The sequence below is a fragment of the Aureimonas flava genome (genome assembly GCF_003583935.1).
GTDB classification, from domain to species: domain Bacteria; phylum Pseudomonadota; class Alphaproteobacteria; order Rhizobiales; family Rhizobiaceae; genus Aureimonas; species Aureimonas flava.
On the sequence record NZ_QYRN01000013.1, the window covers coordinates 20,692 to 35,154 of the forward strand.

General features: G+C 71.0%; 14 protein-coding genes. 10 read left to right on the forward strand and 4 right to left on the reverse strand.

Features of this window, described 5'->3' with window-relative positions:
• Positions 1 to 130 precede the first annotated feature (130 nt).
• From mbhE to mnhG, 7 genes are read left to right on the forward strand one after another with little or no spacing between them, the layout of a single operon-like run.
• On the forward strand, positions 131 to 2,443 hold the full coding sequence (mbhE, locus tag D3218_RS18245; protein ID WP_210209709.1) for a hydrogen gas-evolving membrane-bound hydrogenase subunit E: 2,313 nt from the start codon (positions 131 to 133) through the stop codon (positions 2,441 to 2,443).
• Positions 2,440 to 2,850 (forward strand): MnhB domain-containing protein, encoded by a 411-nt coding sequence (locus D3218_RS18250; RefSeq protein WP_119541513.1) that lies wholly within the window; start codon positions 2,440 to 2,442, stop codon positions 2,848 to 2,850. Before mbhE ends, D3218_RS18250 begins: the two co-directional genes overlap by 4 nt.
• The gene (locus D3218_RS18255; protein ID WP_119541514.1) at positions 2,847 to 3,230 is read left to right on the forward strand and encodes an NADH-quinone oxidoreductase subunit K; all 384 of its coding nucleotides are present in this window, start codon (positions 2,847 to 2,849) and stop codon (positions 3,228 to 3,230) included. The genes D3218_RS18250 and D3218_RS18255 overlap by 4 nt, the downstream gene beginning before the upstream one ends.
• Positions 3,227 to 4,750, forward strand: coding sequence for a proton-conducting transporter transmembrane domain-containing protein (locus D3218_RS18260; protein ID WP_119541515.1), 1,524 nt, complete (start codon positions 3,227 to 3,229; stop codon positions 4,748 to 4,750). Before D3218_RS18255 ends, D3218_RS18260 begins: the two co-directional genes overlap by 4 nt.
• Entirely contained in the window at positions 4,747 to 5,088 is a 342-nt protein-coding gene (locus tag D3218_RS18265; RefSeq protein ID WP_119541516.1) for a Na+/H+ antiporter subunit E, read from the forward strand. Before D3218_RS18260 ends, D3218_RS18265 begins: the two co-directional genes overlap by 4 nt.
• On the forward strand, positions 5,085 to 5,375 hold the full coding sequence (locus D3218_RS18270; RefSeq protein WP_119541517.1) for an MrpF/PhaF family protein: 291 nt from the start codon (positions 5,085 to 5,087) through the stop codon (positions 5,373 to 5,375). Before D3218_RS18265 ends, D3218_RS18270 begins: the two co-directional genes overlap by 4 nt.
• Positions 5,372 to 5,761 carry a monovalent cation/H(+) antiporter subunit G gene (mnhG, locus tag D3218_RS18275; RefSeq protein ID WP_119541518.1) on the forward strand — a complete coding sequence of 130 codons (390 nt, stop codon included), beginning with the start codon at positions 5,372 to 5,374 and terminating at the stop codon, positions 5,759 to 5,761. The genes D3218_RS18270 and mnhG overlap by 4 nt, the downstream gene beginning before the upstream one ends.
• On the opposite strand, the gene D3218_RS18280 is transcribed toward mnhG, so the two are convergent.
• The 4 genes from D3218_RS18280 to D3218_RS18295 are packed head-to-tail and all read right to left on the reverse strand — an operon-like array spanning position 5,758 to position 10,793.
• On the reverse strand, positions 5,758 to 6,690 hold the full coding sequence (locus D3218_RS18280; protein ID WP_119541519.1) for a sugar phosphate isomerase/epimerase family protein: 933 nt from the start codon (positions 6,688 to 6,690) through the stop codon (positions 5,758 to 5,760). The genes mnhG and D3218_RS18280 overlap by 4 nt on opposite strands.
• A gap of 16 nt (positions 6,691 to 6,706) precedes the next feature.
• Positions 6,707 to 8,221 (reverse strand): glycerol-3-phosphate dehydrogenase, encoded by a 1,515-nt coding sequence (locus D3218_RS18285; protein ID WP_119541520.1) that lies wholly within the window; start codon positions 8,219 to 8,221, stop codon positions 6,707 to 6,709.
• A gap of 4 nt (positions 8,222 to 8,225) precedes the next feature.
• Entirely contained in the window at positions 8,226 to 9,851 is a 1,626-nt protein-coding gene (locus D3218_RS18290; protein WP_119541521.1) for an FGGY-family carbohydrate kinase, read from the reverse strand.
• 54 nt (positions 9,852 to 9,905) lie between these two features.
• The gene (locus D3218_RS18295; RefSeq protein WP_119541552.1) at positions 9,906 to 10,793 is read right to left on the reverse strand and encodes a sugar-binding transcriptional regulator; all 888 of its coding nucleotides are present in this window, start codon (positions 10,791 to 10,793) and stop codon (positions 9,906 to 9,908) included.
• A gap of 357 nt (positions 10,794 to 11,150) precedes the next feature.
• Between D3218_RS18295 and D3218_RS18300 the strand changes: the two genes are divergently transcribed.
• From D3218_RS18300 to D3218_RS18310, 3 genes are read left to right on the forward strand one after another with little or no spacing between them, the layout of a single operon-like run.
• Positions 11,151 to 11,804 carry a DUF2291 family protein gene (locus tag D3218_RS18300; protein WP_119541522.1) on the forward strand — a complete coding sequence of 218 codons (654 nt, stop codon included), beginning with the start codon at positions 11,151 to 11,153 and terminating at the stop codon, positions 11,802 to 11,804.
• Positions 11,801 to 13,360 (forward strand): sugar ABC transporter ATP-binding protein, encoded by a 1,560-nt coding sequence (locus D3218_RS18305; RefSeq protein WP_119541523.1) that lies wholly within the window; start codon positions 11,801 to 11,803, stop codon positions 13,358 to 13,360. Before D3218_RS18300 ends, D3218_RS18305 begins: the two co-directional genes overlap by 4 nt.
• A complete protein-coding gene (locus D3218_RS18310; RefSeq protein ID WP_119541524.1) occupies positions 13,357 to 14,433 on the forward strand; it encodes an ABC transporter permease in 1,077 nt (358 codons plus the stop codon). Before D3218_RS18305 ends, D3218_RS18310 begins: the two co-directional genes overlap by 4 nt.
• Positions 14,434 to 14,463 lie beyond the last annotated feature (30 nt).

The window sequence follows — 14,463 nt, forward strand, 5'->3', positions numbered from 1 at the left end:
CGTCCTCAAGGGAAAGGGTTCGAGACCCCATGCCGGCTTCGCGCGCTGTTCGCCCTTCGATCGCCTCCCACCCCGCTCGACGTCCGCCCTCGACCACGCGTCGGCCGCGCGCCCGTTTCGGTTCGATCGCATGATGCTGTTCGCGGCCGTGTTCGCCGGGTTTCCGGCAGCGCTTCTCGCCCGCTTCCTCGCCGCGCGCGTGCCCCATCCCGGATGGGTGTGCGCGCTGGTGCCCGCCGCCCTGTTCGCCGCCTTCGCCGCGATGGGCGCGGGCCTCGGCGAAGCGGCGCTGGTGGAGCGGCTGGAATGGGTGCCGGCGCTGGGGGTGGGCCTCGGCTTCCGCCTCGACGGTTTCTCGCTCCTGTTCTGCCTTCTCATCACCGGCATCGGCGCGCTGGTCTGCGTCTATTCGGGCGCCTACTTCGCCGAGAAGCCGCGCGACAAGGGCGCGAGCTTCCTGGCGCTCGTGCTCCTGTTCATGGCGGCGATGCTCGGCACGGTCCTGTCGGACAACCTCGTCGGCCTCTACGTGTTCTGGGAGCTGACCAGCCTCGTCTCCTTCCTGCTGATCGGCTTCGATTCCCATCAGGTCGCCGCGCGCAAGGCGGCGCTCCAGTCGCTGGTGGTGACCGCCGGAGGCGGCCTGTGCCTCTTCGGCGCGATCCTCCTGATCGGCTCGGCGATGGGCACGTTCAGCCTGTCGGAGATCGCCGCGCGCGGCGGCGAGCTGACCGCCTCGCCGCTCGCCCCCGCCATCCTCGTGCTCCTGTGCCTCGGCGCCTTCACCAAGTCCGCCCAGGTGCCGTTCCACTTCTGGCTGCCCAACGCCATGCAGGCGCCGACGCCCGCCTCGGCCTATCTCCACTCGGCGACCATGGTGAAGCTCGGCGTCTACCTCCTGGCGCGTTTCGACCAGGCCTTCGCGGGCATGCCCGCCTTCGGCACGACGCTGGTCGTCTTCGGCACGGCGACGCTGCTCGTGGGCGGCCTGCGGGCGCTGATGCAGTCCGGCTTCAAGGGCATCCTCGCCCAGTCGACCGTCGGCTCGCTCGGGCTTCTCGTGCTCCTGATCGGGCTCGGCGGCGAGGCCGCCGCGCTGGCCACCGTCGGCTTCATCCTCGCCCACGCGCTCTACAAGGCCGCCCTGTTCTTCTGCGCCGGCAACGCGATCCACGCGACCGGCCGCACCCAGGTCACCCAGATGTCCGGCCTCGGCCCGCGGCTTCCCCTGACGGCGGCGGCCGCCGCCCTCGCGGCCGTCTCCATGGCCGGGCTGGCGCCCATGATCGGCTTCGTCGCGAAGGAGCTCGTGTTCGAGGCGCAGCTCGCCGACGCCGCCGGCGCCCTCGCCATCGCGCTGGTGGTGGTCGGCAACGCCGCCTTCGGCATGATCGCGCTGCTTTCGGCCGTGGACCCGTTCTGGAAACGGCGCGACGCCCCGTCCGAGATCAAGCACCGCGAGACGCCGGGCCTCGTGCTCGGCCCGCTGGTCCTGGCCGGCCTCGGCCTCCTGTTCGGTCTGATGCCCGGCCTCGTGGCGCAGACGCTGATCGTCCCCGCCGCGAGCGCGCTCCATGGCGCGCCCATCGAGGCGTCGATCTACCTCTGGCACGGCTTCACGCCGATGCTCGCCCTAAGCGCCGGCGTGGTGGCCCTGGGCGTCGTTCTCTATCTCGCCTGGCCGCGGGTCCACTGGCGCCTCGGCGAATGGCCGCCGCTGGTCGCGCTCCTGGGCGACCGGGGCTACTACGCCGTTTTCGACGGCATCCTGTCGCTCGCCGAGCGCTCCACCCGAATGCTCCAGAACGGCGACCAGCGGCGCTACACGGCCACCGTGGTCGCCGCCACCGTCGCGTTGGTCCTGGCGGGCCTCCTGCTCGCGGCGCCCGGCTTCGCGATCGACCTCGATGCGTCCGCCCTCCACCCGGCCCCGCTGGCCGTACTCGCGTTCATAGTGGCGGGCGCGCTCGCCGCGGCCCGCACGCGTTCGCTGCTGGCCGCGATGGTCTCGGTCGGCATCGTGGGCTTCGGCTCGGCGCTGGTGTTCCTGGTCAACGGCGCGCCCGACCTCGCGCTGACCCAGTTCTCGGTGGAGGTGCTGGTGGTGGTGATCCTCACCGCGCTGCTCCTGCGGCTGCCGCTGAACCCGGTGCCGACGCGCACGCGCGGCGAGCGGCGCTTCGACGCGGTGCTCGCCGCCGGCTTCGGCCTCGTGGTCTTCGTCGCGCTGGCGGCGATGACGGCCGTGCCCTTCGATCCGCGCCTGTCGGCCTTCTTCGCCGCCGCGAGCTACCCGGAGGCGTTCGGGCGCAACGTCGTGAACGTCATCCTGGTCGACTTCCGCGCCATCGACACTTTGGGCGAGATCTCCGTCGTCTGCTTCGCCGCGCTCGGCGCCTGGAGCCTGCTGCGGCGCCGGACGGGATCGGGGGGCGCGAAGTGAACTCGATCGTCCTCTCCGCCTTCTCGCGCCTTTTCTTCCTGCTGATGATCGCCGTTTCGCTCTACGTCCTGTATCGCGGCCACAACGAGCCGGGCGGCGGCTTCGTGGGTGGGCTGATCGGCGCCTCGGGCCTTGCCGTCCTCGCCCTCGCCGAGGGCGTCGACGCGGCGCGCCGCGCCCTGCGGCTCCACCCCGTGGCGGTGATGGGCCTCGGCCTCGTCCTCGCCCTCCTGTCCGGAGTGCCGGGGCTCGTGACACACGGATCGTTCCTGACGCATTGGTGGCTGCATCTCGGCAGCCTGCATCTGGGCACCGCGCTCCTGTTCGACATCGGGGTCTACATGGTGGTGATCGGCGGCGTTCTTGCCCTCGTCCTGCGCTTCTACGAGGAGGACGCGGGCTCGTGACACTCGCCTATGCCCTCGCCATCGCGGTGCTCGCGGCCTGCGGCGTCCACATGATGCTGTCTCGCCACGCGGTGCGCATCCTGTTCGGCGTCGCGGTGCTGTCGGCCGCGGTGAACCTCGTGATCTTCTACGCCGGCCGCATCGCCTCCGACGTGCCGCCGGTGATCCTCGGGGGGCAGGACGCTCTGGCGTCGAGCGCCGCCAATCCCCTGCCCCAGGCGCTGATCCTCACCGCCATCGTGATCGGCTTCGCCCTGGTCTCCTTCGTGGCGGCGCTGGCTCTGCGGCTCTGGCGCTCCGTGGGCACGCTGGACGGGCGCGAGCTCGGCGACGCGGAGCGGCTGGGAACGCCCTTCGCCGACCGGGAGCGCCGTCCATGACGGCCGTGCTTCTCGCCAACGCGGTCCTGTGGCCGGTGGCCGTGCCGCTCGTCACAGCAGCCCTGTGCGCCGCGCTCTGGCGCCACGTCGGGGCGCAGCGGCTCGTCTCGCGCTTCGGCACGCTGGCGCTCCTGTGCGTCTCGCTGTTCCTGCTGTGGCGGGTCGTCGCCGCGGGCACGCAGGCGATCCAGTTCGGCAGTTGGGCCGCGCCCTTCGGCGTGACCTTCGCGGCCGACCGCCTGGGCGCCGCGATGGCCGCGATCACCGGCCTGATGGCGGTGAGCGTCATGATCTTCGGCCTCGCCGACATTCGGCGGCGCGAGGAGGCGGCCGGCTTCCACGTCCTGTTCCACGGGATGCTGACGGGCGTGAACGGCGCCTTCCTGACCGGCGACATCTTCAATCTCTACGTCTGGTTCGAGATCATGCTCATCACGGCGATGGGCCTGCTCGCGATCCGGCGCACCCGCGCCCAGCTCGACGGAACGCTGAAATACGCCGTCCTCAACCTCTTCTCGACCCTGCTGTTCCTCCTGGCCGTGGCGCTCCTGTACGGCGCCACCGGCACGCTCAACATGGCCGACCTCGGCCGGGTCATGCCGACGCTGCCGCCTTCGGCGACGCTCACCATCTCGGCGCTCCTGTTCCTGGCGGGCTTCGGCATCAAGGCGGGCTACTTCCCGCTGTTCTTCTGGCTCCCCGCCTCCTACCACACGGCCTCGATCACCATCGCGGCGATCTTCGCGGGCCTTTTGACCAAGGTCGGCGTCTATGCCTGCTTCCGCGTCTTCACGCTGATCTTCGCGGCTGACGACGGCCTGCGCGGCATCCTCGCGGTGATGGCGGCCGGCACGATGCTGTTCGGCGTGTTCGGCGCGGCCGTGCAGTGGGACGTCAGGCGCATCCTGTCGTTCCACATCGTCAGCCAGATCGGCTACATGCTGCTCGGCCTCGCGCTGGCGACGCCGGCGGGACTGGCGGGCGGGATCTTCTACATCGTCCACCACATCGTGGTGAAGGCCAACCTGTTCCTGATCGCCGGCGCGATCCACCGGGCGTCCGGCACGTTCGACCTACGGCGGTCCGGGGGCCTCCTGAAGCGTTCACCGCTGCTCGCCGTCCTGTTCCTGGTGCCTGCCCTGTCGCTCGGGGGCATCCCGCCGCTGTCGGGCTTCTGGGCCAAGTTCATGGTGATCGACGCCTCGGTGAAGGCCGAGGCCTGGTGGCTCGTCGGCGTCGCGCTGTTCGTCGGGTTGCTGACGCTCTACTCCATGACCAAGATCTGGATGGAGGCGTTCTGGAAGGCGCCCGTCCTGCCGCGCGAGGCCGCCCGCCCCGTCCCGGCGCCGATGCTGGCGGCGATCGCCCTCCTGTCGACCGTGACGGTGGTGATCGGCCTGTTCGCCCAGCCCTTCGTGGTCTTCGCGGATCAGGCGGCCGCGAGCCTTGCCGATCCGTCGGCCTATATCGACGCGGTGCTCGGGCCCGGCACCGCCGCCGCGCCGAGGACGGCGCCATGAGGCCGTCTCCGCTCGCCCGCGCGCTGGACTGCCTGGTGCTGGCCGCCGTGTTCCAGCGCGAGCTCGTCACGTCCTCGGTCGCCGTGGCGCGGGCGGCCTTCGCGCGCCAGCCGCGCACCGCCTCGGCGATCATCGCCATGCCGATCGCCCTGCGCACCGACTTCGGCATCGCCGTGCTCGCCAACCTCGTGACGCTGACGCCGGGCACCTGCTCGATCCATGTCAGCGACGACCGGCGGACCCTGTTCATCCACGCGCTCGACGCCGAGGACCCGGACGCGATCGTCGCCGGCATCCGCACCGCGTTCGAGGACCGCATCCGGAGGATCGAGGGATGATGGAAACCCTGTCCGCCCTGCTCGACTGGCTGAGCGCCGGTCTCGTCACCCTCCTGATGGTGCCGCTCGCCCTTACGCTCTGGCGGATGGTGCGCGGCCCCGGCTACGCGGACCGCTTCATCGCGGTGGACATGCTCACCGGCATCGCGGTGGCGATCGCGGCGCTGACGGCGGGCGCGACCGGACGGCGCGAGTTCCTGGACGTCGCCTTCGGCATCGCCCTGATCTCCTTCGTCGCGACCTGCGCCTTCGCCGCGCTCCTGGAGCGCAAGGGGGGCCGGCGATGATCCTCCTCTCGCTCCTGGCGCTGGCGTCCAAGCTCGTGGGCGTGGTGTTCCTGTTCGCCGCCGCCCTCGGGCTCCTGCGCTTTTCCGACCCGCTCCAGCGCATGCACGCCGCGACCAAGGCGGGAACGCTCGGCGCCGGGTTCGTGGTGCTCGGCGTGGTGCTCCAGCTCCAGCGGCTGGACGCCACGCTGATCGGGCTGGCGGTGGTGCTGTTCCTGCTCCTGACGATCCCGGTCGCCGGCCATCTCCTCGGCCGCGCCGCCTACGTCTCCGGCGCCGACATGGGCGGCCTTCGCGGCCCCGACGCGCTGGAAGGTGTCCTCGACCGGCAGCCGGCGGCCCTCGAGGCGCTCGACGCGGACGCCGGCCTCGGCCGGGAGCTCTAGACCCGAAGGTCGCCGGCGCCGGTGTCGATGTGCGGAGCCCAGAAGGCGACGGATTCGGCGATCTGCTCGATCACCTGCCGGTCGTTCGGCTCGCGCTCCTTGAACGACAGCTCGAGGCAGATCTCGTTGTCCCGCGAGCCGCCCTCCGCCAGTGCCGCGAGAAGCGGCTCCGGCTGGATGCGGCCCCTGGCGTTGAATTCGGCGGTGAAGGGACGATGCCCGCCCTTGTCCATCAGGCTCTGCTTGATGTGGATGATGGGCGAGACCTCCGGCACGGCGCGGGCCCAGGCGTAGGGGTCGAAATCGTCCGGGTTCGCGCTGGTCACGTCGCCGTGGTCGATGTCGGCCATCATCCACATCGGCACCGCCATGCCGGCGGCGGTCAGCCGGTCCTGCAGCGACTTGCAGGCGGCGATGGTCTCGCCGAACTCGCGCCCGACGCTCATCGGCTCCCAGAACACGTAGCGCAGGCCCGCCGCCTTGGCGTGTTCGGCGACCTCGGCCCAGCAATCCACCGCGATCGCGGTCAGCTCCTCGCGCCGCGCCGGGTCGTCGAAGTCGCGATAGGTGAAGATCGCGAACTGCGTGCCGACCGACGTGCCGCCGAGGTCGCCCACGATGTCGGCGAAGGTCTTGAACCAGTCGACATAGTAGCGGCGCACGTCGCGGTCGGGATGGCCGAAATGGTTGAGCCGCCCGTAGGGCCCGGTCATGCCGCTGGTCACGCGCACGCCGGTGCGCCGGAGCGCGGCGTCCATCCGCCGGGTCAGCCGCCGCACCACCGGGGCCGGCCAGGACGGATTGACGAACTCGTGGGTGAGCTGGAGGTCGCGGATCCTCAGGTTCCGCGCCACCGTGTCGATCAGGTCGTCGGGGTCGGCGAAGCGGTTCACCAGCGGGTTGGTGTTCAGCGAAAGCGTCAGCGGCATGGGGTGTCCTCGAAGATCAGGCGGCGCGAGGGAGCTCGGCGCTATCGAACCACTCGGCGAACTCGGCCCGCTCGGCGGGGGTCATGTGCAGCCCCTCCTTCGTGCGGCGCCACAGGATGTCCTGCGGGCGCTCGGCCCACTCGTGGGCCACGAGGTAGCGCACCTCCGCCTCGAACAGACGCCGGCCGAAGCGCCGCCCGAGCCCCTCCACCGAGGTCGCGGTGCCGACGATGGCCTGCATGCGCGTGCCGTAGAGCCGTCCGAAGCGGTGGATCGTCTCGCGGCCCATCCAGGGATAGGCGCTGCGCATCGTCTCGCAGAACTGGATGAAGTCCGCGTCGGCGATGTCGCCGCCGGGCAGCGTCGCCTCGGCCGTCCAGGCCTTGCCCATCTGCGGGAAGAACTTGCCGATCCGCTCGATCGCATGCTCGGCGAGCTCGCGGAAGGTGGTGATCTTGCCGCCGTAGATGCTCAGCATCGGCGCGCCGCCGTCCTCGTCGAGGTCGAACGAGTAGTCGCGCGTCACGGCCGAGGGGTTGCCCTTGCCGTCGTCGAACAGCGGTCGCACGCCCGAGAAGGTCTCGAGCACGTCCTCGCGCCGCAGCTTCTCCTTGAAGTAGCGGTTCACGGCGGCGAGCAGGTAGGCGATCTCGCTCTCGTCGGCGGCGACGTCCTCGGCCCGCCCCTCGTAGGCGATGTCGGTGGTGCCGATCAGCGCCTTGTCGCCCTCGTAGGGGTTGATGAAGATCACGCGCTTGTCGGTGTTCTGCACCAGATAGGCGTGCTCGCCGCGCCAGAACTTCGGCACGATGAGATGGCTTCCCTTGACGAGGCGCACGTTGCGCCGCGAGTTGCGGCCCGCCACGCGTCCCACCATGTCGTTGACCCAGGGGCCGGCGGCGTTGACGATGCAGCGCGCCCGCAGGCGGCGCGTCTCGCCGGTGGTCTCGTCGCGCAGTTCCACCGCCCACGCGTCGCCCTCGCGCCGCGCGCCGGCGCAGGCCGTGCGGGTCAGCACCTCGGCGCCGCGCTCGGCCGCATCCACGGCGTTGAGCGTCACCAGGCGGGCGTCGTCGACCCAGCAGTCGGAATACTCGAAGCCGCGTGGGTACTTGTCGAGGATCGGGGCGCCCTCGGGGTCGCGCAGCATGTCGAGCGTGCGGGTGCCCGGCAGCTTCTTGCGCCCCCCCAGGTGGTCGTAGAGGAAGAGGCCGAGGCGCACGAGCCAGGCCGGGCGGTCCTCCGGGGAATGCGGCAGCACGAAGCGCATCGGCCAGATGATGTGGCTCGCCGAGCGCAGCAGCACCTCGCGCTCGATCAGCGCCTCGCGCACCAGGCGGAACTCGTAGTATTCGAGATAGCGCAGGCCGCCGTGGACCAGCTTGCCGGAGCGCGACGACGTGCCCTCCGCCAGGTCGTCCTTCTCGCACAGCACCACCGAAAGCCCGCGGCCCGCCGCGTCGCGCGCGATGCCGACGCCGTTGATGCCGCCGCCGACCACCAGCAGGTCCACCGTCTTGGTCTCGCTCATCGCCTCAGTTCCCTGTTTCGGAGCCGGCGGCGATCGCCAGCTCGGCGGGCTCGGGGCCCGCATCGAGACGTACGGTGCGCGAGCGCAGCGCCGCCATATGGTTCCACACCGGGCGCAGCCCGAGGCGTGCCTGCCGGTAGCCCTCGAAGACGCCGGCGTAGCGCACGGCGAGCGCCGCGTCGGGCGCCTCGGCGGCACCGAGAAGCGGCGTCACCCAGGTGTCGATGCAGGCATCCATCGTGGGAAAGGCGCCGATCGCGACGGCCGCCATCATGGCCGCGCCGGCCGCGCCCGCCTCCTCGCGCGCCGAGGTCCGCACCGCGGCGCCGGTGGCCGCCGCCAGCACCGAGCGCAGGGCGCGCGAGCGCGCAGCGCCCCCCGTGAGCCGCAGCTCGCGCGGCATGTCGCCCATGGCGGCGTAGCAGTCGCGCGCCGCCATCGCGATGCCCTCCACCACGGCCCGCACGAGGTCTGGATAGCGGTGGCCGCTGGACAGGCCGACGAACCCGGCCCGCGCGTCCGGGTCGATGAACGGCCCGCGCTCGCCGGCCGAGATATAGGGGTGGTAGAGGAGCGCGCCCGGCTCGGAGCGCGCGAGCCAGCCCTCGATCCGCCCGACGAGATCGCCCTTGGACGGCCGCTCGCCGAACTCCGCCAGGAGATCGGCCGCCAGCCCCAGCACCCAGTCGATGTTGAGGGTGGCGGCCATGTTGGTCTGGACCTGCGTCACCACGCCGGGGATCGGCAGGGCGATGACATAGCCCGTCCCCTCCTCGTTCAGCACCACGTCGCGCGCCGGCACGGCGCGCATGTGGACGCCGGTGGAGCCGACCGTGGAGCAGGCGACGCCCGGCTCGCGCGCGAAGACGCCGGCGCCGAGCGCCGTCATCACCATGTCGACATAGCCGAGCGAGACGGGTGTCCCCTCCGTCAGCCCCGTGGCCTGCGCAGCCTCGCGGCTCAAGGGATGGGTCGTGGTGGTGCCGTCCAGGATCGGCGGCAGGAGGTCGCGGCGCGCCGACAGGCCCAGCGCCTCGATCACCGTGTCGTCGTAGGCACGGGTGCGGAAGTCGCCGAAGGTGAAGCTCGCCTCCGAAGGGTCGGTCGCCCGCACGCCGGTGAGGCACAGGTGCAGCCAGTCCTTGCAGTGGAGCGCCGCTTCCGCACGCGCCAGGAGCTCGGGATGCCGAGCCGCCATGTGGGCGAGCTGCGCGCCCTGCTGGCAGGTGTTGAGCCCGGTGCCGGTGCGCTCGAAGCGCGCGCGCTCCAACGGGTGGGCCCAGAGCCGCCGGACCGTGGGGGCGGAGCGTGCGTCGAGCCAGAGCCAGGCGTCGCCCACCGGCCGGTCTCCGGCCCCGACCAGCCAGGTGCCGTCGCCCTGCCCCGTCACCGCCACGGCGGCGGTGCGCCGGGCAAGTCCGTCCACCACGTCGCCCAGCTCGCGCAGCGCCCTGGCGCAGTCGGTCCAGGTGCGATCCATGGACTGCACCGCCGAGCCGTCCGGCTCCTCGCGATAGGTGTTGGCCACGGCCGCCGCGCCGAGCTGGCGGCCCGCGAGATCGAAGGCCACGGCCTTGATCACCGACGTGCCGGCGTCGATTCCGATCAAGACATCCGCCCGTTCAGCCATGCGCTCCTCCCCTGCCGGGGCCCGTCGAAGCCGTCTCCATCCTCGCCTCCTCCCTCAGCCCATGGCCCGCATCAGCTCGCGCGCCGTGCGCTCGTCCGTGATCAGCCCGGTCAGTGCCCGGCTGCGCAGCACGGCGCGGATCGCCGCCACCTTGCCGGGCCCGCCCGCGATCGCGACCGCCCGGCGGCCACGGATGTCGTCCAGCGCCGGCGAGACGGTGCGTCCCGTGAGCGGCGTCTCCACCGGCGCGCCGTCCTCGTCCAGGAAGTGACCGAGCATCTCGCCGACGCCGCCGCCCCGGCGCACCTCCTCGATCTCGTCGGGCAGGATCATGCCCGAGCCGACGAGTTGCGCGTCGACCTCGGCGGTGCCGATGCCCATCAGCATCAGGTCCGCTCCGCAGGCGAGGCGGAAGATCTCGTCGACGCCGCGCTGCGACAGGAGCACGTCGCGGTCGGCCGACGAATTGGCGACGAAGGGAATCGGCATCACGTAGGCCAGCGCCCCCGTGCGTTCCGCCAGCCGGTGGATCACGTCGTGCGGGTTGGCGGCGAAGTTGCGCGTCAGGCCGCCCATCAGCGAGACGAAGCGCATCGCGCCCGAGCCGGTGGGCGCCATGGCGGTGACGGCGGCGGCGAGCGTGCGCCCGAAGCCGATGCCGAGCACGCCGCCCGCCCCGGCCTCGACCTCGCGCTCCAGGAACGAGGCGCCCGCCCCGCCGAGCGCGCGCAGCGGCAACCTGTCCTCTTCGTGCAGGTCCGGCACGACCTCGCAGACCGCCAGCCCGTAGGCGTCGCGCACCGCGTCCTCCAGCGTCACGCATTCGGCGACGCTGCCGACCACCGACACCTTCACCGCGCCGTTCTGGTAGGCCCAGGCGATCAGCCGATGCGCCTTGGTCGACGAGACGCCGAGCTTCTGCGCCACCTCGCCCTGCGTCATTCCGCCGGCGTAATGAAGCCATGCCGCGCGGATGGCGAGGCTCTCGTCGGAGTCGCGCTTGCTGGACGTGCGCACCGTTCCTCCCGGGTTCGCCCTTGCACTGCAAAATTTTGCGTTGAAAGAAAACTATTGCATTCGAGGATCGAGTGTCAATAATCTGCCCTTGCCGGCGGGGCACCCGATGTCGCCCCGACCCCGAACGAGGAGCATCGGGACCCGGCCGACGTGGGGAGGACACGGGATGCGACAGGGCACGACACGCCCTCGGCCGACGCCGGCTTCGCGCCGGACGGCGCCGCATGCCTCCTTCCCCCAACGCGGCGGCACGGCCCGCCCCGACGGGACGAGGAGAATTCGATGACCCTTCAGGCTGAACGCGCGCCGCGCGGCAAGAGTGCCTCCCGCGCGCCGCTGATCGGCGCGGTGCTCGTCGTCGCGCTGGTCGCGGCGATGGCCTACGACACGCGCATCGTCACCATCGGCTCGGAACACGACATCCAGGCGGAGGCCTTCTCGCCCGCCACATTCGGCGCGAAGGCCTTCCCCGAGATCCGCGCCAGCGTCGAGCAGCGAGCGGTGGACGCGAGCCAGCTCGCCGGCGAGCTCGCCGCCGACAAGGCGGCGGCGACCGAGAAGCACGGCGTGTCCGGCGGCACGGGCCCGGTGTTCCCGGTGACGTTCACCGGCACCGTCGGCGAGGGTCGCTCCGGCATCTACAAGATCGACGTGCCTGGCATGCCGGCCGAGACCACGGTGCGCGTCCAGACCGGCCCGGCGGTGAACGGCACCGACCTTCGCGACGCGACCGGCGAGATCAGCTTCGGCCAGTTCAAGAACCAGATCGAATATCAGAACGCCGGCGCGGCCATCAACGACGAGGTGAAGAAGGAGGTGCTGGCCGGGATCGACAACACCGCCCTCACCGGCAAGACGGTCTTCGTCACCGGCGTCTTCCGCCTGGTCAATCCGAAGAGCTGGCTGGTGACGCCGGTCGGGATCTCCGTGCAGTGACGGCGGCGGGCGAAGCGAAGGACGGCGACGTCGTCCTGTCGGCGCGCAACGTGGCCAAGTCCTACGGCAGCGTGCATGCGCTGAAGGGCGTCAACTTCGACGTCCACAAGGGTCAGGTGACCACGCTCTTCGGCGAGAACGGCGCCGGCAAATCGACGCTGATGAAGATCCTGTCGGGCGTGGTCAAGCCGACGTCCGGCGAGATCGTGCTGGACGGCGGGCCCGTGGTGTTCTCCTCGTCCACCGACGCGCGCGACCGCGGCGGGATCTCGATCATCCACCAGGAGCTGTCGCTCGCGCCCAACCTGTCGGTGCGCGACAACATCTTCATGGGCCGCGAGATCGTTCGCCCGACCGGGGACGTCGACTTCGCGGAGGAAGAGCGCATCACCCGCCTCCTGATGGAGGAACTGGAAGAGGACATTGATCCGCTGACCTCGGTGGAGGACCTGCGCCTCGGCCAGCAGCAGATCGTCGAGATCGCGCGCGCGCTTTCGGTCAAGTCGCGCATCCTCATCATGGACGAGCCGACCTCGGCGCTCAGCGCGGCCGAGGTGGAGGTGCTCTTCAAGGTGATCCGCGACCTCAAGAGCCGCGGCGTGTCCATCGTCTACATCTCGCACCACCTGGAAGAGGCGCTGCAGATCACCGACCACGCCGTGGTGCTGCGCGACGGCACCATGACGGCCTACGCGCCGCGCGCCGCGATCGACCTGGAATGGATCGTGCGCAACATGGTGGGCGAGAACTACGACCTCGGCTCGCCGCCCGGCGGCTACGCGTTCGGCGACGTGGCGCTGCGGATCGAGTCCCTGAGCGTGCCCGACGCGGCGCGGCCCGACCGCTCGGTGGTGGACGGGTTCTCCCTCGACGTGCGCGCCGGCGAGATCGTCTGCATCTACGGCCTGATGGGCGCCGGACGCACCGAGATGATGGAGACCGTGGCCGGCCGGCTCCGCCCGAGCGGCGGCCGGGTGATGCTCGGCGCCGAGGACCTGTCCGGCCTGTCGATCGCCCAGCGCATCGCGCGCGGCCTGGTGCTGGTGCCCGAGGACCGCCAGCGCGACGGCCTGGTCCAGACCATGAGCGTCGGCGAGAACCTCTCGCTCGCCTCGATCGGCAGCTTCACGCGCGGCCTCTTCACCTCGCGCGGGCGCGAGCGCCGGATCGTCTCGGACGCGATCCGCGACGTCCACATCAAGACCGACGGCGGCGGCGCGCCGATCGGCTCGCTGTCGGGCGGCAACCAGCAGAAGGTCGTGATCGGCAAGATGCTGGCCACCGACCCGCGGGTCGTGCTGCTCGACGAGCCGAGCCGGGGCATCGACATCGGCGCCAAGTCCGAGGTGTTCAAGCTTCTGGCCGAGGGCGCCCGCAAGGGGCTCGCCGTCGTCTACTCGACCTCCGAGGTCGGGGAATGCCTCGCCGTCGCCCATCGCATCGTCGTCATGCACCGCGGCCGGATTTCGGCGGAGTTCGGCGCGGATGCCACCAAGGAAGAGATCATGGCCGCCTCCGGCGAAGCCGTGACCGAACGAACCGGAGTTCCGTCATGAGCACCACCAGCACTGTGGGAAAAGCGTCCGGCGGCGGGTTCGATCTCGGCCGCGTGCTTCTGGAAGGGCGCGCCTTCTTTGCGCTGATCGCCATCATCGCGATCTTCTCCTCGCTGTCGCCCTACTACTTCTCCACCGGCAACTTCCTGACCATGGCCTCGCACGTGGCCATCTTCGGGCTTTTGGCCATCGGCATGCTCCTCGTCATCCTCACCGGCGGCATCGACCTGTCGGTCGGCTCGACGCTGGGCCTGTCCGGCGTGATCGCCGGCGCCCTGATGCAGGGCGTGACGCTGGAGCCGATGGGCGTCATCCTCTATCCGCCGGTCTGGGTCGTGGTGATCCTGACGGCCTGCGTCGGCGCCCTGGTCGGGCTCACCAACGGCATCCTGATTGCCTTCTTCAAGGTGCCGGCCTTCGTGGCGACGCTCGGCCTCCTCTACGTGGCGCGCGGCATCGCGCTGCTGATGACCAACGGCCTCACCTACAACAATCTCGGCGGCCGGCCCGAGCTCGGCAACACCGGCTTCGACTGGCTCGGCTTCAACCGCGTGCTCAACGTGCCGATCGGCGTCCTGATCCTGGCCGCCGTCGCGATCCTGTGCAGCGTCCTGCTCAACCGCACCGCCTTCGGCCGCTGGGTCTATTCCACCGGCGGCAACGGGCGCGCGGCCGAACTGTCGGGCGTGCCGGTGAAGCGCGTCACCATCACGGTCTACGTCCTGTCGGGCGTGTGCGCGGCGATCGCGGGCCTCGTCCTGTCGTCGCAGCTCACCTCCGCCGGCCCCACCGCCGGCACCACCTACGAGCTGACCGCGATCGCGGCCGTGGTGATCGGCGGCGCGGCGCTCACGGGCGGGCGCGGCAACATCCGCGGCACCATGCTCGGCGCCTTCGTGATCGGCTTCCTGGCCGACGGCCTCGTGATTATCGGCGTGTCGGCCTACTGGCAGACCGTCTTCACCGGCGCGGTGATCGTGCTCGCCGTGCTTCTGAACTCCATCCAGTACGGCCGGCGCCGGGCCAAGCCCGCGACGCCCAAGGCCACCGCCTCTTCGCCATCGAAGGCATGATGCCTCCACGACGGCAAGCCTTGCCGGGAA

Coding starts and splice junctions, on each gene's coding strand:
- mbhE (WP_210209709.1), top strand. CDS start 131: ATGATGCTGTTCGCGGCCGTGTTCGCCGGGTTTCCGGCAGCGCTTCTC.
- D3218_RS18260 (WP_119541515.1), top strand. CDS start 3,227: ATGACGGCCGTGCTTCTCGCCAACGCGGTCCTGTGGCCGGTGGCCGTG.
- D3218_RS18265 (WP_119541516.1), top strand. CDS start 4,747: ATGAGGCCGTCTCCGCTCGCCCGCGCGCTGGACTGCCTGGTGCTGGCC.
- D3218_RS18270 (WP_119541517.1), top strand. CDS start 5,085: ATGATGGAAACCCTGTCCGCCCTGCTCGACTGGCTGAGCGCCGGTCTC.
- mnhG (WP_119541518.1), top strand. CDS start 5,372: ATGATCCTCCTCTCGCTCCTGGCGCTGGCGTCCAAGCTCGTGGGCGTG.
- D3218_RS18280 (WP_119541519.1), bottom strand. CDS start 6,690: ATGCCGCTGACGCTTTCGCTGAACACCAACCCGCTGGTGAACCGCTTC.
- D3218_RS18285 (WP_119541520.1), bottom strand. CDS start 8,221: ATGAGCGAGACCAAGACGGTGGACCTGCTGGTGGTCGGCGGCGGCATC.
- D3218_RS18290 (WP_119541521.1), bottom strand. CDS start 9,851: ATGGCTGAACGGGCGGATGTCTTGATCGGAATCGACGCCGGCACGTCG.
- D3218_RS18295 (WP_119541552.1), bottom strand. CDS start 10,793: ATGACGCAGGGCGAGGTGGCGCAGAAGCTCGGCGTCTCGTCGACCAAG.
- D3218_RS18300 (WP_119541522.1), top strand. CDS start 11,151: ATGACCCTTCAGGCTGAACGCGCGCCGCGCGGCAAGAGTGCCTCCCGC.
- D3218_RS18310 (WP_119541524.1), top strand. CDS start 13,357: ATGAGCACCACCAGCACTGTGGGAAAAGCGTCCGGCGGCGGGTTCGAT.